The sequence below is a fragment of the Flavobacterium sp. FlaQc-52 genome (assembly GCF_044007495.1).
Classification (GTDB): Bacteria; Bacteroidota; Bacteroidia; order Flavobacteriales; family Flavobacteriaceae; genus Flavobacterium; species Flavobacterium cupriresistens.
On the sequence record NZ_JBIPCV010000003.1, the window covers coordinates 368,995 to 389,697 of the forward strand.

Genomic DNA, 20,703 nt, shown 5'->3' on the forward strand with positions numbered 1-20,703 from the left:
GAACAAAGACCGATATGACATCGGTCTTTGTTCTTTTTAAATTTTAGAAATGATATTTGATTCTGCTTTAGAAAACGTTGTTACAAATTCCCAATGCTGTCCAATTCTCTTTTTAACGGTTCAGTTTGTTTCATGAAGCGGGTTCTGTCGTTTCCGGTCAAAGATTCTCCGGTTGGTAAATTAAGTCGAAGGGCATCTACCTGAACACCATTTTTCCAGAAACGGTAACAAACATGTGGTCCTGATGCAAGACCGGTACTTCCTACTAAGCCTATTTTTTGTCCCTGTGTTACACGTTGACCACGGCGCACTAAAATTCTGGACATGTGTAAGTATTGAGTCGAGTAGGTTCCGTTGTGTTTTACTTTTACAAAGTTTCCGTTTCCGGCTGTATATCCTGTTGCTTCAACAACTCCGGATGCCGTTGTAGAAATCGGAGTTCCGGTTGGAGCGGCATAATCGGTTCCTTTGTGTGCTTTCCAGGTGTGTTGCACGGGATGGAATCTGTTCATGGTAAAACGAGAAGTGATTCGGCTGAATTTGATCGGTGTTTTTAAGAAAAAGTTTTTCAAGGTTCTTCCCTGATCATCATAATATTCTATTTTTCCTGAAAGCGTGTCCTTCTCAAACGGAAAAGCATAAATGATTTTTCCTTTATATTCAAAAAAAGCAGCTTCCAGCTCTTCAACTCCGTCGTAAACTTTATTGTTTATAAAACGTTCCGTGAAAATGAGTCCGTAACGATCTCCTTTTTTGAGTTTAAAAAAGTCAATGGACCACGAGAATACTTTGGTGATTCTGCTGGCAAGGGCTGTTTCAACACTTTCATTTCCTAAAGTTTCGGATAAAGAGCTTTTTAAAACACCACCAATAATTTTACGTTTTAGTGTAACGGGTTTTACTTTTTTATAAGCTTTTGCGATACTGTCTCTGAAATCAACCACATAATAGGTCAAGGCATCGGGCTGATAAATAAAAACCTGAAGGTTGTTTGTTTTGTTTTTAGATCGAAGTAGCGTATAAGGTTTGTTATAACGAATGCTTCTTACGTTAAAAGAATCTTTGATCTGTTCTACAATGTCATACACTTTTTTATCTCCAATATTTTGACCTTGGAAGATAGATCCAAAAGAATCTCCTTTTTGGATGGTGTCGTGAATAACATTAAAATCAGTGTAATTAAAACCAAATTCAACTTTTTTAGCTTTTGGTTTGGTAATTTTGGTTTCGACTTTCTCTTCTGTTTTTTTACATGAAAATATTGAAAACAATATTATAATAATTACGACTGCTTTTTTCAAACTTTTATTTTTTTACTGGGAAATTAAACGATGGTTTCGTTACCCCAATTGGACAATTCTTCTTCGGTCCACAATTTAGGAAAAAAGATGCGTCTTTGGTATTTTGGATGCATATATTTTTGCCAATCGCTTCCGCCCGTAGCTTCTCCATTGCCTTTTCCGCTTTCCAGTATGTATTTTCTTGCAGTATTAAGGTGTTGCATAACCCAGGTGATATTAACCGTATGGTCGTAATGACGCATCGCTTGAATTAGTTCCGGATTTAGTTGGTCTTCTTCTGGTAGCTGAGTAAATTTTTGCCAGATGTTTTTTGTTTTAAATGTGGTGATTTGACGTAAAAACTGTTCCTTGTATTTGTTCTCGAATTCCTGTAGTAAGTACGATTTTTTGCCTGTTTGGTAATCTTTTCCTGCGGCCTGCCAATACAAATGTTCGAAACTGGTTTCTAAATCGGTGTTTTCGTCAAAGTTGGCTTTGTATCTGCGATCTGTCAGATTGATTACATCGGTAGAAGCAAATTCAATTAAGCGGTATTGTGCACTTTGAAAACCACTTGCCGGAGTAAGAGTGTTTCTGAATTTCATGTATTGTTCTACTTCCATTCCGTTTTCCATAATGCTGAATGAATTGGTCAGCATGTCAAAATAACGAGTGATTCGGGATAGTCTTTCACTAAAAAAAGCAACCTGAATGTTTTCGGTATCCGCAATCTGGTCAATTTCCCATAAGATCATTTTGAAAATCAACTCATTTACCTGATGGTACATGATAAATACCATTTCATCAGGAAGGGTAGTGCGTTGCGTTTGAAGACTCAAAAGAGCGTCGGTCTGAATGTAATCCCAATAGGTGATTGGTTTTGACCAAAGCAAACCTTCAAGTTGAACTTCTGTTTTTTGATTTATAGCTTGAAATTTAAGATCAATTTCTTTTAAGATGGATTCCGTATTATCTGGGGTGTTCATTATTTTTTTGCTTTAAATGGATTTTTTAATCCTTTGTATTCGTCAAGATCTGCTTTAAGAGAACCTACGGCGAGGTCTGCTTTAATTCTAATCGGGACTTTGTTATTGTCGTCTGTGATCCAAAGTGTTAAACTTTCTTTTTCTTTGAATACTCTTCCTGTTTGTACAAGAGGCTTGAAGACCATTGTAGAAACGGTTCCAAATTTAGTCGTAATATCTTGACGGCCTATAAATTTTAACTTAAATTTTGTGATTTCATCATCAAAAAACATGTCGATTGTAATGGAGTCACCGGATTTAAGTTTGTCTATATTCGGATGATTTCTCAAGTAGTAAAAAGAGGAGACAATATCCTGAACAGCGTCAGTTGTTACAAGCGTTTTTTCGGTGTTACGTTTGTAGTCTTTTACCAGAATTCTATTTTCATTTTGATTAAAAAAACCTTCCTGATTTTTGGTGTATCCGCCTTCGTTTATTTTTCTGACGTATCGATAGGGACTGCCGGTTTCTTTGTCAAAATAACTTTCGTATAAATCTTCGACTTTAAAAAAGAGTTTCGACATTCCGGTGGTGTAACCTTTGCCTACCGCATGAAATACTTTTTTGTTGTTTACCGTAGCATCTTTTATTTCTAAAGTAGCATAGCCGGCGTTTATGATTCCGTAATGAATTCTAAATTTGAAATATTCTCCAGTATCGAAGGCATCTTCTTTTTGAGAGTCGAAACTAAATGTAGTGAGAACTAATAGGATGAGGACTATTTTTTTCATAGTGCTAATTGACAGTTATTTATGAGGATAAATGCAAATTCTATTCCAAATGTACCAAAACAAAAAAACTCAGTCAAGGAATGACTGAGTTTTTATGCTATTAACTAACCAAAAAACTATAAATTATGAAATTTATATCAATTCGGAAGGAAACCACCCCTTCCTGATTTGCGAGTGCAAAGATAGATACAAAGTTCAAGAAATAAATAGTAAAAAGTGAGTTTAACATATCATTTGCATTAAAAGCATCGTTTTACAGAGAATTTTTTTGCATAATGTAAAAATAATGCATTTTTACAAAGTTCCTCGCAATTCCTGTTCTCTCTCGATTGACTCAAAAAGGGCTTTAAAGTTCCCTGCACCGAATCCTTTTGCTCCCATTCTTTGAATAATTTCGAAAAATAAGGTAGGTCTGTCCTGAACAGGTTTTGTAAATATTTGTAACAAGTAACCATCTTCATCGGCATCGACCATAATGGCTAACTTTTCAATTTCATTAATATCCTCTTTCATCATATCCATATGCACTCCTAATCTTTCAGGAATAGCTTGGTAATAGGTATGAGGTGGTGCAGACAAAAAGTCAACACCTCTTGCTTTTAATTCAGATACCGTTTTGATAATGTCGTCTGTAGCAATTGCGATGTGTTGAATTCCGGGACCTCCGTAGAAATCTAAATATTCCTCAATTTGAGATCTTTTCTTTCCTTCTGCCGGTTCGTTAATTGGGAATTTGATTCTTCCGTTTCCGTTAGACATTACTTTACTCATCAAAGCCGAATATTCGGTATTGATTTGTTTGTCGTCAAAAGATAAGAAGTTTACGAATCCCATAACGTCTTCGTAGAATTTTACCCAGGTATTCATTTCATTCCAACCCACATTTCCTACCATGTGATCGATGTATTTCAATCCTGTTGGCTCGGGATTGTAGTCCGATTTCCATTCTTTATAACCCGGTAAGAAGATACCGTTGTAGTTTTTTCTTTCTACAAAAATATGAACCGTTTCTCCGTAGGTGTAAATTCCCGAACGAACCACTTCTCCAAATTCATCTGACTCAACAGTTGGTTCCATAAAAGAACGAGCACCACGTTTCATCGTTTCTTCATAAGCACCTCTGGCATCTTCAACCCATAAAGCGGCAACTTTTACACCGTCACCATGTTTTTTAAGATGTTCGTGTATTGGAGAATCCTGTGTTAACGGAGTCGTAAGAACAATTCTGATTTTGTCTTGTTTCAAAACATAAGAAGCTTTGTCTTTTACTCCTGTTTCCAATCCTGCATAGGCTAATGATTGATAACCGAAAGCCGTTTTATAATAATGTGCTGATTGTTTTGCATTTCCTACGTAGAATTCTACATAATCTGTTCCTAATAAAGGAAGGAAGTCTTGTGCTCCTTCGAAGATTTTCTCTAATCCGTATTCTACTGATTTTACTTCTTTACTCATGTTTTCTATGTTTTTTTCTTCGAAGTTTGAAGTTCGAAATTGTTTTTTTTGATTTGTTTTTTTAATAGCCAAGGATTACTAATATTCATCAGCAAGGATAATATAACCCTTGCGGCCTTTGCGTAAATTCTTAGCGCACTTTGCGGTTAAACAGGTTACGTCTTATTTTACTCCGTCCAGGATTTGTAATACTGACCATCGTCAAGACCCATGGCTTCTTCCGTTACCATAAGTGGTCTGAAAGTATCAACCATAACGGCTAATTCCTGTGTTTCTTTATGACCAATACTGCGTTCCATTGCGCCCGGTGCCGGACCATGCGGAATTCCTTTTGGATGTAAAGTGATATGACCCTGCTCAATATTATTACGGCTCATAAAATCGCCATCAACATAATACAGTACTTCGTCTGAATCAATGTTACTGTGGTTATAAGGTGCCGGAATTGCTTTTGGATGATAATCGTAAAGTCTTGGACAGAAAGAGCAAACAACAAAAGTTGCTGTTTCAAAAGTTTGGTGTACCGGTGGCGGTTGATGCACACGTCCGGTTATAGGTTCGAAATTATGAATGGAGAATCCATAAGGGAAATTGTAGCCGTCCCATCCAATAACATCAAATGGGTGTGTGGCGTAAACAACTTCATGAATCATTCCTTCTTTTTTGATTTTAATTAAAAAATCACCTTTTTCATCGTGTGTTTCCAATTCGTTTGGCAAAATAAAGTCACGTTCGCAAAATGGCGAATGCTCTAAGTGCTGACCCGATTGGTTTTTATAACGTTTTGGAGTGTAAAAAGGAGAATAAGATTCGACATAAAAAAGTCGGTTTTCGGTAGTCTCAAAATCTATTTGATAGATAACTCCTCTAGGAATAATCAGATAATCTCCATATTCAAAAGGAATATTGCCCAGCATCGTACGTAACTTTCCTTTTCCTTTATGGATGAAAAGCATTTCGTCGGCATCGGCATTTTTATAGAAATAATTTCGAAGTGATTCTTTAGGAGCTGCCAAACCAATAATACAGTCTTTATTGACCATCATTGCTTTACGACTGTCTAAAAAATCATTTTCCGGTTTTAATTCAAATCCTTTAAATAGTAATGATTTTATGTTTTTTCCGATTGCAATTTTAGGTTCAACCGAATAAGAATTTAAAATTTCTTTAACCTGCGTTGGTCTGTGAACATGATAAGACAAGGAGGAATGTCCGTGAAAACCTTCAGTTCCGAATAATTGTTCGTAATAAAAACCTCCGTTTGGTTTCTCGAATTGGGTGTGTCTTTTTTGAGGAAAATCTCCAAGTTTGTGGTATAATGGCATCGTTTTTCAATTAGATAATTTATAAATTAGATAATTAGAAAATGTAAATTGTGAACAGATAACTAGCTCATTTTCTAAGTTGGCTAATTATTCAATTCGATAGCATTACTCCGGATTTCTCTTAATAAGAAATTGAAGATACTCCAATAAACCTGTCCATTCTGTTTTCATTATAACAAATGTCGTAATTTTTATTGATTTAAATTACAAATTAAAATAAAAATCCAATACTAAACCAAGTAAAATTCTTTGACATCTCGGGAGACCAGGAATGTTTAATTTCGATAGGACCAATAATGGTTTCGAGTCCGTAACCTAAGGCATAGCCTGAATATTTGGGCATTGAGATCCAATCTGTCGTGGTGAAAATATCATCACCGAGGTTGGCAAAATTAGCTGAAATATTAACGTGGTTCTTTTTAAATATTTCATAATCAACGGCCAGATCTGCTTTTATGTAACTGTTTCCGGTAATGCTTAAGAAGTCGTATCCGTAAAAATAATTGAAGTTGTTTATTTTGTTAAAGCCGTATCCTCCAAAAATATAATCGAAAAAAGGAACACTATCACTGCCAATATTAAATCCGGCGTCCGTTCCGATTTTGAAGGTCGCTTTTTTATAAAGTGTGCCAGCAAAGGCAATTTCGGCCTTTGCAGTTGAGAAAGGCTTGAATGCTTTGGTGTAATTGGAAGATGTTAAATAGGTTTGCAGGTCGGTAGAAAAATACAATCCCGAATGAGGAAAGCTTTTGTTGTCAAAAGAATCATATTTCAGATAACCAAAAACACTGAGGTAGTTACTTTTTTCAATAACCTGCTCTATGTCTGCAAGAGTTGGGGAGCTTATTTTTAAATATTTGTATTCTAAACCTCCGCCCATGAGAAACTTTTGGACAAAGATCGTTTGAAAATAAGCTTGATTGGTCAGGTCGGTAAAATCTACATTGATCTGATTTGTTTCCACATTTTCTTTTGGAAGATTGTTAAAATTACTAGTGACGTTTCGGTTGAACTTGTTTAATCTGGAACGAAATCCAAAGCTGATGTTGAAACCGTTTTCAACATAATAATTAAAATCATATCTGAAATTATCTCCTAAAATAATGTCCAGAGAAGTGACATCATTTTTCAGTAATGTCTTTTTATGGGTAAGGTTCAGCAAAATGCCACTTTTGTAAAGACCATCATAGTGCAAACCAAGTTTTAGAAAAGTTTGCGTTGGATTTTCTTGTAAAGTAAGGTCTAAATCGTCCTGATCTCCGTCGGATTCTAAACAATACGAAATTGTGCTAAAGTTTTGCGTAGCGTTCAGATTGTTTATTCCCGTTTTCAAATCGTCGTACGTTATAGTACTTCCGGGTTTAAAACGGAGTTTACCCCGAATGTATTCTTTAGTGTAATTGTCTAATTTGTCGTTGTTTATTTTTTTTATTTGAAGGGTGTCCGTGCCTATTTTTAATTTTGGTTTTTTATAAAAATGATTTTCGTCGGTTAACGATTTGATTTTTTCGTAAACGGCAAAGGCTGCTTCTTCTCCTTTTCGGATTATTTCTTCTCCTTTATCGAAGGAAACCACACCATAATCGCGGATGTCGGGTCTGATGTAAATATCGGTATCCTTTATTTTGCTTTTCATTTTATCAATCGATTGGAGATTGGTAATCTGAACTAATATTCGGGTTGCATTTTTAAGTCCCTTTCGATTTAATAAATCATCCTGAACATCGACCCCAATAATAATATCGGCGCCAAGGTTTCGAACTTCTTTTATAGGGTAATTGTTGACAACTCCACCATCTACTAATAATTTTCCGTCTATTTCTACAGGAGTGAACAAGGACGGAAAGGCGGCACTTGCTACCATTGCCTGAACGAGATTCCCTTTATTAAGTAAAACCTCTTCACCTGTTTCTATATTCGTTCCAATACACAGGAAGGGTGTTGGCAGTTTGTTGAAATCGCGAATATGACGTACATTTCGTGTCAGACTGCTCAATAAATTATAATTGTACATTCCTTTTGAAAGTGCTTCGGGAATACCAATTCTGAAATTACTAAAGGGTAAAATAATGGCATATAGCTCGTCATTCTTTTTGCCATAAAAGTTTTTTGACGAGCGCGGAATATAGTCGTTTATTAGTTCGTCGAAATTGGTCTTTTTGAATATCGAATCAATTTGAGCAGCGTTGTAACCGGAGGCATAAAGACCGCCAATTACAGATCCCATACTGGTTCCTCCGATATAGTCAATCTTAATTCCGGCTTCTTCCAATACTTTCAGAACACCAATATGAGCAAATCCTTTGGCACCACCACCACTTAAAACCAAACCAATTTTGGGTCTTCGGATTGTGTCTTGTGTTGCTTTTTTTTCGTTTTCCTGAGAAAAAGAGCTTTGAATATTTAGAAACAAGCATATAAAAAGAAGCAACGGCACATTCCGTATCGAAAGGAAAGGCTGTGGGAGACGTGAAAATCTTTGTGACTGAGTATTTGAAATGGACAGCTGAATTGGGCGCATAAAAAATAACTAGTTGGTTTTGTAAAAGTCGACAATTTTTTTGGCTTTTGATACTCCTATTACATCTGATATTTCTTTTTCTGTAGCCAGTTTTAATCTTTTAACACTTTTGAAATGTTGTATTAACGTGAGCATTGTTTTTTCGCCAATGCCCGGAATGCTTTCTACAGAAGAGTTTAGTGCTGCTTTACTGCGTTTATCACGGTGAAAAGTAATACCAAATCGGTGCGCTTCATTTCGCAATTGCTGGATTACTTTTAACGTTTCTGATTTTTTATCTAAGTACAACGGGATCGAATCTCCGGGATAGAATAATTCTTCGAGGCGTTTTGCAATTCCGATAATGGCAATTTTACCCCTTAATCCTAACTCGTCAATACTTTTTAGAGCGGCAGATAATTGTCCTTTTCCACCGTCGATAATGATAAGTTGCGGCAAAGGCTCGTTTTCTTCGAGTAAACGTTTGTAGCGACGATACACAATTTCGGTCATGGAAGCAAAGTCATCAGGGCCTTCCACCGTTTTTACATTAAAATGGCGATAGTCTTTTTTGCTGGCTTTTCCGTCTTTAAAAACAACGCAGGCCGCAACAGGATTTGTTCCCTGAATGTTCGAGTTGTCAAAACATTCGATGTGGCGTGGTTCAGTCGGTAACCGTAAGTCTTTTTGCATTTGTGCCATGATACGGTTGGTATGGCGATCGGGATCTACAATTTGCAATTGTTTGAGCTGTTCTATGCGGTAGAATTTGGCATTTCGAATCGATAAATCCAAAATTTGCTTTTTATCTCCAAGTTGCGGAACAGTTGTTTTGATTTTTTCTCCCAAATCAATTTCAAACGGAACAATAATTTCTTTGGATAGTAATTGAAAACGTTCCCTAAGTTCAATAATGGCAAGTTCTAATAATTCTTCGTCGCTTTCGTCCAGTTTCTTTTTCATTTCTAAAGTATGCGAACGAATAATCGATCCATGCGAAATCTGAAGAAAGTTGACATAAGCCGCACTTTCATCCGATACAATAGAAAAGACATCTACATTGGTGATTTTTGGATTTACAATAGTCGATCGCGACTGGTAATTTTCCAGAACTTCTATTTTTTCTTTTATTTTTTGTGCTTCTTCAAAATGCAAATTCTGTGCATATTGGGTCATCAGACGTTTGAAATCTTTCATGCTTTCCTTGAAATTTCCTTTCAGAATTTCACGAATAGCATCCAGCTGTTTTTGATAGTCCTCTAAGGATTGCAATCCCTCGCAAGGCCCTTTGCAGTTGCCAATGTGATATTCGAGACAAACTTTAAATTTTCCTGAATTGATGTTGGATTCACTCAAATCATAGTTACAGGTCCGTAACGGGTACAATTCTTTGATTAAATCTAAAATGGTGTGTACCGTTTTGAAACTGGTGTAAGGACCAAAATATTCGGAACCGTCTTTGACCATTCTTCGGGTAGAGAATATTCTCGAAAAAGATTCTTTTTTTATACAAATCCAAGGATAACTTTTGTCATCGCGCAACAACACATTATAACGCGGTTGCAAGGTTTTAATTAAGTTGTTTTCTAACAAAAGCGCATCGGTTTCGGTTGGAACCACGATGTGTTTTATCGTAACAATTTTTTTTACCAGTACATTTGTTTTGGCAGTATCGTGAATTTTATTGAAATAAGAAGAAACCCTTTTTTTTAAGTTTTTGGCTTTTCCAACGTACAATATTTTCCCGTCTTTGTCATAATATTGATAAACACCGGGATTGTCCGGCAAGGTTTGGATTTGAAGATCTAAAGACGGTTTTTGCATTCTTTTTTTATTACTGAAGATAGTTACGAAACTTTTTCAAAAAGTGTTCCGATTTTGAAAATAAGCGTAACATTGATTTAGTTTCAAATTTACGAAATCAAAAGAATAATTTCTATATTTAGATTTTATAATTCTATATGAAAAATAACACGCCCATTATCATTTTTGGTGAGACGATCCTGCCGGGAGAAAGCAGAACCATAAATGTCGAAATCGCCAGATTGCATACCACTACAAAACTTAATATTCCCGTTATTGTCCGTCGTTCAAAATTAGAAGGTCCTGTAGTGTTATTCTCTGCCGGAATTCATGGAGACGAAATTAATGGTATAGAGGTGGTTAGACAGTTAATCAGCAAGCGAATTAATCGGCCAAGCAGAGGAACTATTATTTGTATTCCGGTTATTAATATGTATGGTTTTGTAAATAAATCACGTGAATTTCCCGACGGACGTGACTTGAATCGTGTTTTTCCGGGAAGTAAAAAAGGTTCTTTGGCCAGTCGTTTTGCTTATAATATTGTAGAACATATTCTTCCGATTATAGATTATGCGGTAGATTTTCATGCAGGAGGTGCCAGTCGTTTTAATGCACCGCAGATTAGAATTACGGAAAATAATCCCGAGTTGAAGGTTTTGGCCGATGTTTTTAATGCGCCATTTACCTTGTACTCTAAAAATATTAGCGGTTCTTTTCGAAATACTTCTGAAAAAGCCAATGTCAAAATGCTTCTTTTTGAAGGAGGAAAATCATTAGATATCAATAACGAAGTGGCCAATGAGGGGGTGATGGGAGCGAAGCGCTTGCTTCATTATTTAAAGATGCTCGATGCAAAACAAATAGTAGAGGAGGCAGAGGATCCTTCGATTTATATTAAACACTCTGTTTGGCTGCGGGCGAAGTGTTCGGGTTTGTTGCATGACTTTAATATGATTGGCCGATTTGTAACTAAAGGAACTATTTTGGCCATAATTACAGATCCCTTTGGTAAATTTGAACAAAAAGTAAAAGCGCCTCACGACGGATTTATAATCAATGCCAATCATTCGCCGATTGTTTACGAAGGTGACGCGATTTATCATATGTCTAAAAATTTCCCCGATCATGTCGACGAATAAAAAAGAGTTAAGAATACAGTATAAAAATTTCCGCAAAGAGTTACCCCTTGCTGTTGCTGAAGATAAAAGCCTGGCCATCGCCAATAATCTAATCGAACTGCCTATTTGGAATAAAACCTATTTCCATGTTTTCCTTCCCATCGAAGAACAAAAAGAAGTAAATACCGAATATATTTTGCATTTGCTTTCGGGGAAAGACAAAGAAATTGTGATTTCTAAAAGTGATTTTGAAACCAGAGAGATGACTCATTTTTTATTGACCGATAATACCAAAATCAAAAAAAACGAATACAATATTCCCGAACCGGTAAATGGTTTGCCAGTAGCAGCAGAAATGATAGAAGTTGTTTTTGTGCCGCTGCTTGCTTTTGATCTTGCAGGAAATCGTGTGGGGTACGGAAAAGGCTTCTACGATAAATTCTTAGCAGCATGTAAACCCGAAACTATCAAAATCGGACTTTCTTTCTTTGAGGCGGAAAACTTGATTGAAGACGTTTTTGAATTAGATATCAAATTAGATTATTGCGTTACACCAGAGAAGGTATATACGTTTTAAGGGTTACTGTTTTTTTTTAAACCATATAAGTTATATAAGTAAATATAAGTTTGGGCGCTTATTTGTGGGAATGGCTAAGCAAGTAAATATAAGTTTAGTTGCTTGGGTAATGCCGAAAATTTAGAAAACAGGGACTTACATGCTCTTATATAACTTATATGGTTTAAAAAAGTTATTTTACTTCTTTAATAGTAGAAGCATCGATCCAGCTCTGAGTTCTGTCCGCTCTTCGTTGAAAGGACAAGATTGCGTAAAATAGGAGTAGGTGCTAATTCTTTAAACCATATAAGTTATAGAAGTAAATATAAGTTTGGCGGCTTATTTGCGGGAATACCGACAACGTAGAAAAACGAGAGCTTACATGCTCTTATATAACTTATATGGTTTAAAAAAAAGTTATTTTACTTCTTTAATAGTTGTAGCATCAATCCAGCCTTCACTTCCGTCTGTTAATTCTATTTTTTTCCAGCTTCCTACTGTTTCCATAACATAAACTTTTGCTCCTTCATGCAATAGGATAATTGCAGAGCCTGCTTTTTGAGGTTCGCTTCTTACTTCACTCATTTCAGAAAAAACAATGGCAGGACGGTCATTATCAAAATGACTTTTTTCAGACATTCCGGCTGTAACACTTAAGACTAAAGCAATCAAAAGAACAAACATTCCGATGAAATAGATTCTTTTTGAAAGGGTAAGTTGTGAAAAATAATACCCGATAAAACTTAGTAAAAAGGCGAAAGCAATTCCAATGGCAATTTTTGCCCAGGTATTGTAGTTAAAAATACCCGTAAAATTCTGAATGAGTTTGGCAAAACCAACTTTTGGAACTTCTTTGATTTCGTCAATAGTCAGTTTTTTGGCGAACTTTAAATTGTTTAAAGTCTGTTCGTCATGCGGTTTTAGAACCAATGCTTTTTCATAATTGTATATGGAAGGCGCTACTTTGTTGAGTTTGTAATAACTGTTGGCTAAGTTAAAATACAATTCAGCCGATTGCAGTTTGTCTTCCTTAATAACGTTTTCATATTCTTCTACCGCTTGCTGATATTGGCCTTTTTGATACAAAATATTTCCTTTTTCGAAGCCATTCTGGGCAAAGAAAACCTGGGAGATTAATAAAAAGACGTAAAGTATATTTTTCATTTTATGTTCTTTATTGTAACAATAATTTAAACCGTTCGAACTGGCATGCGGTCCATTGTTAGCTAATTTCTTAGTGTACTGCTGTAAGCGTTAAACAATTTGTTTCTCTAATTCAGAGATAATCAAAACGGCTCTGTCATAATCCTGTTGAATCGAAGTGCTTGATGCCGGAGCATATCGCGCAAATTCACAGTTTTCTGTTAGGTTGATGAAATTCTGTACCGATTCCGGATTGGCATTTCGGGATAATAATAACTCCCTGATATTGTCTTTACTCATTTCTGAAGTCTCAATATGTAATTTGGCTTTCAGGAAATTGTGCATTGCTTTCTCAAGTGCAATATAAAAAGGCTCTTTATTAGCAAGCTGTTTTTTAGCTTCAGATAAATATTTTTTAGCCAGTTTATTGTTCATTTTAATTCTGTTTCCGGTTACGTCACCATCAATTGCTTCTTTTCTCTTCTTAGCCAGAATGATAATCGGCAGAATTACAAAAGGAAGAAACAACAATCCATAATACAAATCCGAACCATAAAAGTCGTCTTTAACGATTGAAACTAATGTTGTTTTAGATTTGATATATTTGAATTGTTCTGTTTTTGAAAGAACGTTTTTCGATGCATTTGCGGTAGCACTTGCTTCAGCCTGCATAGGACCGTCTAAAACATCAACCATTATTTCTGATGAAGTAATCGTTTTATAAGAACCGGTATTCAAATCAAAATAAGAAAATTGCATTGGTTTGATCGCATATTTTCCTTTGTATTGTGGAATAATGGTATACTTATCAGATATTCTTCCGGACATTCCGTTCAACGAAGTGGTTACTTTTTCATCATGAACCGGATCGTACATTTCTAATGCATTTGGCACAACCGGTTTAGGCAGGGTAAACAATTTCATGTTTCCGTTTCCGGTGGCGCTGACCACTAAGTCCAGGCTTTCACCGTTTTTAAGGGTTGTTTTAGAAGGAGTAACTCTAAAGTCAAATTTACCTACGGCGCCACTAAATCCTTCGGGTTTACTCGATTCCGGAAGTGGTCTTACGTTAATTGTTTTAGCACCGGCTGATACGACTTTGTTCCCGTCAGAGAGAATCATTTGTCCAAACATATCACGACGATTTGTTGGAAATTGAACTCCAATATCTAAAGAGAGTGGCTCAATAGTTAGTCTTCCTGATTTTTGTGGATATAAAATAGTCTTCTTCAGTACAACAAAATAACATCTTTGCCCTTGATAGTTTCCTTCTTCAATAGACAACTGCTTCACATCTATATTCTGATTCCAGAAATCATTGTATTTTGGTTTGGCCAGCTCTTTAAATCCGGTTACTCCAATGTTATTGAAATACAATTTATAAACCACTGTAATCGGTTCGTTCAGATACGGGTTTGTTTTTGAAATTTCTGCTACCAGATTCAGTGTTTCGCTTCCGGATCCCTGTGGTCGGTCATTAGGATCTCTCTCCTGGGCAACCGCATTGGTAACCGTTATTTTTATAGGGGATGTTTTATAGGTCTGACCATTATAATCTATAGAAGATTGTTTGATCGTAAGAGTTCCTTTTTGTGCCGGTTGTAGAATATAAGAGTAGATTTTCTGGAAAGAACTTCTTCCATTAACCCAAGACTGACTGACCTGCTGACTCGGTCCTGCTACGACTTTAAATCCGTCAAATGTAGGTTGATCGAAATTATCTCCGTCAACATTCATGATAAAGTCAATTCGAAGTCTTTCGTTTAGTCCAAGCGTGTTTTTACTTACTTTGGCTTCAAATTGAACTTGAGCCATAAGCCCATGAAAAGTGAATAGTAATAGAATTAAATATCGTTTCATTAATTGTTTAACTGTTTAATCGCTTAATCGTTTAGCTGTTTATGTGTTTGGCTGTTTGGACGTTTAACTGTTTAATTGTTTATTTGGCAAATTAACAATCAAACAAATTAACGATTCAACTTATATTTACCAGTCTTTTTCGGTTTTTTTAGGACTTCCTTTTACTTTTTGAGCGTTTACTTTATCTTGAATTTTCTTCTCTTCGTTATTTACGGCATCTAATAAATTCTGAACACGTTCTTTTGAAATTCCGCCTGGCATTGGTTTTGGCTCTCCGTTGTTGTCGGACTTATCGTCTTTCTTCGGATCGTTTTTTCCGTCTTTTTTATCCTTGTCTTGATCGCCTTTGTCTTTTTTCTTCTGATCGTCTTTTCCGTCCTTTTTGTCTTTATTGTCGCCGTCTTTTTTCTGATCGTCTTTTTTGTCGTTCTTTTTATTCTTGTCCTTGTCGTCTTTGTTCTTGTCTTTTTTAGGCGGATTTTCTTTTAGCTTTTGCTTGGCCAATGCATAATTGTAACGTGTTTCATCGTCTGTAGGATCGTTACGCAACGCTTGTTTGTAAGCTTCTACTGCCTGCGTATAATCTTTCTCTTTCATGAAGACATTTCCTATATTGTGAAAAGCCTTATGTTTATCAGGTCGGGTTTTGGCATTCTTTATGGCTTTCGCGTAAGCCAGTTTTGCCTCAGAAGCCTGATTTTGTTTGTAAATAGTATTTCCTAAATTGTAAGAAGCAACACTGCGTCTAGGAAATTTAGATTCCGAAATTCTATAATTTGCTTCTGCATCAACAAATTTATTCTGCTTATATTCCTCATTGGCATCAGGCAATGTTTTGTCTTTCTCTTGAGCCGAAACCGCCAGAGAAACCGTTAGTAAAATATAAAGAAGTAAATTTTTCATTCTAATTTTTTTATTTTTTTTGATCCGATTTTAAACCGGAACACTTATTTCTTTTCGTTAAATAAATTCAACTCTTTGATCCAATTTGTTTTTCTTTCTAAAAGGAAAATGTCAACAAACAGTAACAGGAATGCAAAACCAATAAACCATTGGAACTGCGATTGAAAATCTGCCATTTGCGTCGCTTCAAATTCTGTTTTCTGGATGTTATTCAGTGCATTTTTCACATATTCTAAAACCTCTTTGGTGCTGCCTCCATAAATATAACCACCTTTGGTAGCTTTAGCAATGGTTTTTAGCCCTTCCTGATTTAGCTTTGTAATAACGACCTGATTGTTGTTGTCTTTCTGGTAGCTTTGTATAACACCATTTACTTTTAAAGGAATGGTACCTCCTTTTTCAGTTCCGATCCCGATGGTAATGATCTTCATCCCCATTTTATTGGCTTCTTCGGCTGCAGTTGAAGCGCCTTCAGAGTGGTCTTCTCCGTCAGAAATCAGAATTAATAACTTACTGGTTTTACTTTTTTCATCAAAATAAGTCGACGATAATCGGATGGCTTCGTCAAGAGACGTTCCTTGTGAGGAGACCATATCCGGAGTCATGCTTTGCAAAAACATTTTGGCAACGCTGTAATCGGATGTAATAGGCAAAACCGGGAAAGCACTTCCCGCATAGGCTACAATACCAATTCGGTCACTTCCTAATTGATTTATAATTTGCGAAACCAATTGTTTACTTTTCTCTAAACGATTAGGCGCCACATCTTCGGCAAGCATACTTTTAGAAACGTCAACGGCAAAAACAATGTCAATCCCTTCTCGTTTTACGGTTTCCATTTTGGTCCCGATTTTCGGATTCACCAGTCCGATAATTAAACAAAGCAGTGCCAAAAGAAGCACAACCAGTTTTAATACCGGTTTGAAAACAGAACGTTCAGGGCTCAGTTTTTTCACCATTTCCAAATCACCAAATTCGCGTTGTTTTTTTCTTTTCCAATACATATTGAAAAGAAAAACACACACCACAATCGGGAGCAAGAATAAAAGGTATAAATATTTTTTTTCGTCTAATTCCATAATTTTTTTAAATTCCAAATGAGAAAATCCAAATTCCAACCTTTGGATGGTCTCGAGGTTTAAATTCCAAGTTCCAACCTTTTAGATTGTCTCAAATTTTAAATTTTAATCGTTGTAAACTTCAATTTATAATTTCAATTTCAATTTCAGATTCCAATTGGAATTTGGGATTTTAAAAATTTGAAATTTTTTAATTTTGCAAAAATTAAATGAAGCTTCTGTAAACCGTATTTCGTAAACCAATTTCTAACAGTAATAAAAAGGCTGCGAGTAAAACAAAACTTCTGTATTTTTCGTCGTAATCGTAGAATTTTAGTTCCTGAATTTCGGTGGTTTCTAATTTATTAATTGCATTGTATATCTGAGCTAATCTGTCGTTACTTGTTGCTCTGAAATAAGTTCCGTCGGTTTTTCTGGCAATGCTTTTCATCAATCGTTCGTCGATTTCTACTTTTTGCAGTTTAAATAAAAATCCGCCATTTGGCCCGTAAGCATATGGTGATTCTGCCATTCCGTTACTTCCAATACCCACGGTATATACTTTTATTCCGTATTGTTTGGCGATATCGGCTGCTGTTTCAGGCTCAATAAAACCGGCATTATTTACACCATCGGTAAGTAATATAATAACACGGCTTTTGGCTTTACTGTCTTTAAGTCTGTTTACGGCTGTTGCCAGTCCCATTCCGATTCCGGTTCCGTCTTGCAGCGTAGTATCGTATTTAATTCCTTTGATTGCTTCTAAGATAATTGCTTTGTCGCTTGTAACAGGTGTCTTCGTGTATGCTTCAGAAGCATATAAAACCAATCCGATTCTGTCATTAGGTCTTTCCCCAACAAAGTCTGCCGCTACTCTTTTTAAAGCCTCCATACGGTTCGGTTTTAAATCTTTGGCCAACATACTTCCGGAAACGTCAATTGCCATGACAATATCGATTCCTTTTGTTGTTTTGGTCTGGTTGCTTATGTCTACGGTACGAGGTCTCGCTAATGCAATAATCAAAGAAGATAAAGCAATGACTCTGAAAACATATAAAGACGGTTTTAGCTTTGTCAATAGTGAAGCACTATTTTTAAAACCGGCTGTTGAACTCATCTTTAAAGTTGCGGTCTGCTGGTTGCGTTTCCATAAAAACCAAATAATTGCAATTGGAATTAATAGAAACAGCCAAAAAAATTCTGGATTTAAAAAAGTTATCTTGCTCATTAGTTACCTGCTTTTCTAAGTTCAACAGAATTTAATATTCGGGTAGCGATATCGTTGGCATATTTATCGCCTTCTTCATGCAAAATCGTGATTTGTTGTAATCCCTGATCTTGTTTGAAAAGCAAAATTTCATAATAAGCTTTTGCACTTGTTTTGTCAACCGGATTTATAATGGTCATTGTTCCGTACCCTTTAAGTCCCTGAACACCTTCGTTGGTTTGAAAATCTTCTTGTTTTACAATAATATTTTGTCCGCCTTGCGCTTCGATTACTTTTAAAGAACCTTCTAACGTTTTGGCTAAATCCAGTTCAACCGGATTTTTGAATTTACTGGTAGAAACTGTAATGTAGAAGTTTTCAAGCATGCTTCCGTACGCAAAAAGTTGCATTTCTTTAATCAAAGCCATGGTCTCTTTTGGAAGCACTTTTTGAGCGTCCATACGTTTCAGGACTTTTGGAGTTTCAATTAAAATACCGGGATTTCCGTATTCACTTTTTACCCATTCGCCTTCTAGAAGCCCTTTAGTTGCTTTCATTAAAATGGTGTCTTTTACGGCAGTAAAACCTTTCGTAGCAATAAAGAATAGGGTTGTTGCAACTATTAGGGAAATAACAGAACCTATCGCTATTGTAATTCGCTTGTTACGTTGTTTTTTTAATTGAAGCTTGATTTGTTTTTGTCTCTGTGCTTCATTTAAAATTTCATCTTCTTCAGTCGGAATTTCGGTCGGAATGGCATTGTCAAGTGTCAAAATCACTTTCTGGATTTTGTTTCGGTCTTCCGTAATTTCGAAATCCAGTGGTTTTGATTTTGCAAATTTCACTAAATCCGCCTGACGTAAAACACGCTCTAAATTTTCAACCGTTTCAGGTGTCAGTGTCATTTTCTTTTTGGTAGAAGCTGTTCTGATTCCCTGTATTAATTCAGAAGTGGTGCTTTCCATAGCAGGAATCTGAATGGCTTCCTCGATGTAATTACGAGCAATATCAGTCAATTCACTATAGTATTCTTTTACTTCTCCTTTTTGCCAAAGTTCTTTTTTCTCCAGATTGTTTAATAAACTGGTCGCTTTTTCAATAGGAGTTTTGTAAATCTCTTCTTCGATTTTTTTCTGTTGACGTTTTTTCACAAACCAATACACAAAAACACCAATTCCGATTAGTAAAAGTAGTACTAAAACGTATTTCCACCAATTGCCAAAGCCACTGTCAACAGTGGTTATGTCTTTGATGTCGTACATCTTTTGCTGTAAAGTATCCACTTTTACATTGGCCACTTCAACCCGGATTGAATCAGTTAAGTATGGCTTTTTATCAATTAAAATCTTGATGCTCGGAATGGTATATTTTCCCGAATCAAATTGGGTTAAACCGTATTTTTTGATCAGCTCGTAAGTGTCATTTTTCTTAACAGTATCAATTGGGTAGGATTCAATTACTTCTAAAGGTCCAATGTTTTTTAGTTTTGGAAAAACAACTTTAGATTTTGAACTCACCACCGTTTTAAGGGTTAACTTAAATTCAGCTCCAATTTTATTTTTTGTAGTATCAATACTGGTTTCAACCGGTTTGCTCTGCGCAAAAACAGTTGAAGAAAGTAAAAATAAAAATATGTAAAGTTTAAATTTCATTTGATTTATGATTTCAGATTTTAGTCTAAAATGAATGTTTAAATATGGAATACGGATGATACAGATTTAAACGGATTTTTATTGGTGTAAAACAGAATTTTAAATTATTCGATTTCTAATAATCTACAATCTGCCATCTAAAATTATGATTTATCTCGATTTAAAATACCCCAACAATTTGGTTACGTAATTTTCATCTACCCTTGTGTTTACGACACCTGCACCAGATTTGCTAAACGTTTCTTTAAAATAATTTACTCTTGTCTGATAATGTTTTTCATAATTCAATCGCACCGTTTTAGAACCAGTATCTACCAGCTGAATTTTGCCGGTTTCAGCGTCAAGCATGGTTACCATTCCTAAATTTGGGATTTTTTCCTCACGAATGTCGTATACGCGAACGCCGGTAAGATCATGTTTTTTAGAAGCAATTTTTAATGTTTGTTCATAATTTTCAGACATGAAATCTGAAATCATAAAAACGATAGCCTTCTTTTTTTGCGTCCCCGATAAAAACTTCAATGCCTGAGCAATATCGGTTTTCTGACTTTTAGGTTCGAATTCGATTAATTCGCGAATGATTCTCAAAACATGTGAACGCCCTTTTTTTGGGGGAATATACAATTCTATATTGTCTGAAAATAATATTAGACCAATTTTGTCATTATTTTGTGTAGCCGAAAAAGCCATTGTTGCCGCAATTTCGGTTACAATGTCTTTTTTGAACTGGCTCTTCGAACCAAAACCTTCTGAACCTGAGATGTCAACCATTAAAACCATGGTCAATTCACGTTCTTCTTCAAAAACTTTCACGTGAGCTTCGTTGTAGCGTGCCGTTACATTCCAGTCGATGTTACGAATATCATCGCCGTATTGGTACTGACGCACTTCGCTAAAAGTCATTCCTCGTCCCTTAAAAGAAGAGTGGTACTCTCCAGAAAAGATATGATTACTCAGTCTTTTGGTTTTGATTTCTATTTTCCGTACTTTTTTTAAAAGCTCTTTTGTATCCATTTTATTTGTTTAAAGTTTAAAAGTTTCAAGTTTCAAGTTCGTTTTTTCAACAACTTGAAACCTGAAACATTAA

16 protein-coding genes are annotated in these 20,703 nt (G+C 35.7%); 2 read left to right on the top strand and 14 right to left on the bottom strand.

The annotated features are described in order from the left end of the window. Window positions 1-80 precede the first annotated feature (80 nt). The 7 genes from ACHRV5_RS08160 to uvrC form a co-directional block, all read right to left on the bottom strand. A complete protein-coding gene (locus ACHRV5_RS08160) occupies window positions 81-1,301 on the bottom strand; it encodes a peptidoglycan DD-metalloendopeptidase family protein (protein ID WP_047776681.1) in 1,221 nt (406 codons plus the stop codon). 23 nt (window positions 1,302-1,324) lie between these two features. Beyond that, on the bottom strand, window positions 1,325-2,266 hold the full coding sequence (locus tag ACHRV5_RS08165) for a tryptophan 2,3-dioxygenase family protein (protein ID WP_047776683.1): 942 nt from the start codon (window positions 2,264-2,266) through the stop codon (window positions 1,325-1,327). Next, window positions 2,266-3,036 (bottom strand): DUF3108 domain-containing protein, encoded by a 771-nt coding sequence (locus ACHRV5_RS08170; protein ID WP_047776684.1) that lies wholly within the window; start codon window positions 3,034-3,036, stop codon window positions 2,266-2,268. The genes ACHRV5_RS08165 and ACHRV5_RS08170 overlap by 1 nt, the downstream gene beginning before the upstream one ends. Before the next feature lie 294 nt (window positions 3,037-3,330). After that, window positions 3,331-4,491: a 4-hydroxyphenylpyruvate dioxygenase gene (gene hppD, locus ACHRV5_RS08175; RefSeq protein WP_395426403.1), complete on the bottom strand. Its 1,161-nt coding sequence runs from the start codon at window positions 4,489-4,491 to the stop codon at window positions 3,331-3,333. Window positions 4,492-4,658: 167 nt separating this feature from the next. After that, on the bottom strand, window positions 4,659-5,816 hold the full coding sequence (locus ACHRV5_RS08180) for a homogentisate 1,2-dioxygenase (RefSeq protein ID WP_047776686.1): 1,158 nt from the start codon (window positions 5,814-5,816) through the stop codon (window positions 4,659-4,661). A gap of 211 nt (window positions 5,817-6,027) precedes the next feature. After that, window positions 6,028-8,337, bottom strand: coding sequence for a patatin-like phospholipase family protein (locus ACHRV5_RS08185; protein WP_395426404.1), 2,310 nt, complete (start codon window positions 8,335-8,337; stop codon window positions 6,028-6,030). Between the two features lie 9 nt (window positions 8,338-8,346). Next, complete coding sequence (gene uvrC / locus ACHRV5_RS08190) at window positions 8,347-10,140, bottom strand: excinuclease ABC subunit UvrC (protein WP_047776689.1); 1,794 nt, start codon at window positions 10,138-10,140, stop codon at window positions 8,347-8,349. Window positions 10,141-10,277: 137 nt separating this feature from the next. On the opposite strand from uvrC, the gene ACHRV5_RS08195 reads away from it, so the two are divergent. After that, a complete protein-coding gene (locus ACHRV5_RS08195; RefSeq protein ID WP_047776691.1) occupies window positions 10,278-11,258 on the top strand; it encodes a succinylglutamate desuccinylase/aspartoacylase family protein in 981 nt (326 codons plus the stop codon). Then, on the top strand, window positions 11,245-11,814 hold the full coding sequence (locus tag ACHRV5_RS08200; RefSeq protein WP_395426405.1) for a 5-formyltetrahydrofolate cyclo-ligase: 570 nt from the start codon (window positions 11,245-11,247) through the stop codon (window positions 11,812-11,814). Before ACHRV5_RS08195 ends, ACHRV5_RS08200 begins: the two co-directional genes overlap by 14 nt. Window positions 11,815-12,210: 396 nt before the next feature. On the opposite strand, the gene ACHRV5_RS08205 is transcribed toward ACHRV5_RS08200, so the two are convergent. From ACHRV5_RS08205 to ACHRV5_RS08235, 7 genes are all read right to left on the bottom strand, one after another. Next, complete coding sequence (locus ACHRV5_RS08205; RefSeq protein WP_395426406.1) at window positions 12,211-12,957, bottom strand: tetratricopeptide repeat protein; 747 nt, start codon at window positions 12,955-12,957, stop codon at window positions 12,211-12,213. A 90-nt stretch (window positions 12,958-13,047) separates the two neighbouring features. Next, a complete protein-coding gene (locus tag ACHRV5_RS08210) occupies window positions 13,048-14,796 on the bottom strand; it encodes a BatD family protein (RefSeq protein ID WP_395426407.1) in 1,749 nt (582 codons plus the stop codon). Window positions 14,797-14,922: 126 nt separating this feature from the next. Beyond that, on the bottom strand, window positions 14,923-15,699 hold the full coding sequence (locus tag ACHRV5_RS08215; RefSeq protein WP_047776697.1) for a tetratricopeptide repeat protein: 777 nt from the start codon (window positions 15,697-15,699) through the stop codon (window positions 14,923-14,925). A gap of 44 nt (window positions 15,700-15,743) precedes the next feature. After that, window positions 15,744-16,778, bottom strand: coding sequence for a VWA domain-containing protein (locus ACHRV5_RS08220; RefSeq protein WP_395426408.1), 1,035 nt, complete (start codon window positions 16,776-16,778; stop codon window positions 15,744-15,746). Between the two features lie 205 nt (window positions 16,779-16,983). Continuing rightward, complete coding sequence (locus ACHRV5_RS08225; RefSeq protein ID WP_047776699.1) at window positions 16,984-17,985, bottom strand: VWA domain-containing protein; 1,002 nt, start codon at window positions 17,983-17,985, stop codon at window positions 16,984-16,986. Continuing rightward, a complete protein-coding gene (locus tag ACHRV5_RS08230; protein WP_395426409.1) occupies window positions 17,985-19,616 on the bottom strand; it encodes a hypothetical protein in 1,632 nt (543 codons plus the stop codon). Before ACHRV5_RS08230 ends, ACHRV5_RS08225 begins: the two co-directional genes overlap by 1 nt. Before the next feature lie 150 nt (window positions 19,617-19,766). Then, window positions 19,767-20,630 (bottom strand): DUF58 domain-containing protein, encoded by an 864-nt coding sequence (locus tag ACHRV5_RS08235; RefSeq protein WP_047776702.1) that lies wholly within the window; start codon window positions 20,628-20,630, stop codon window positions 19,767-19,769. Window positions 20,631-20,703 lie beyond the last annotated feature (73 nt).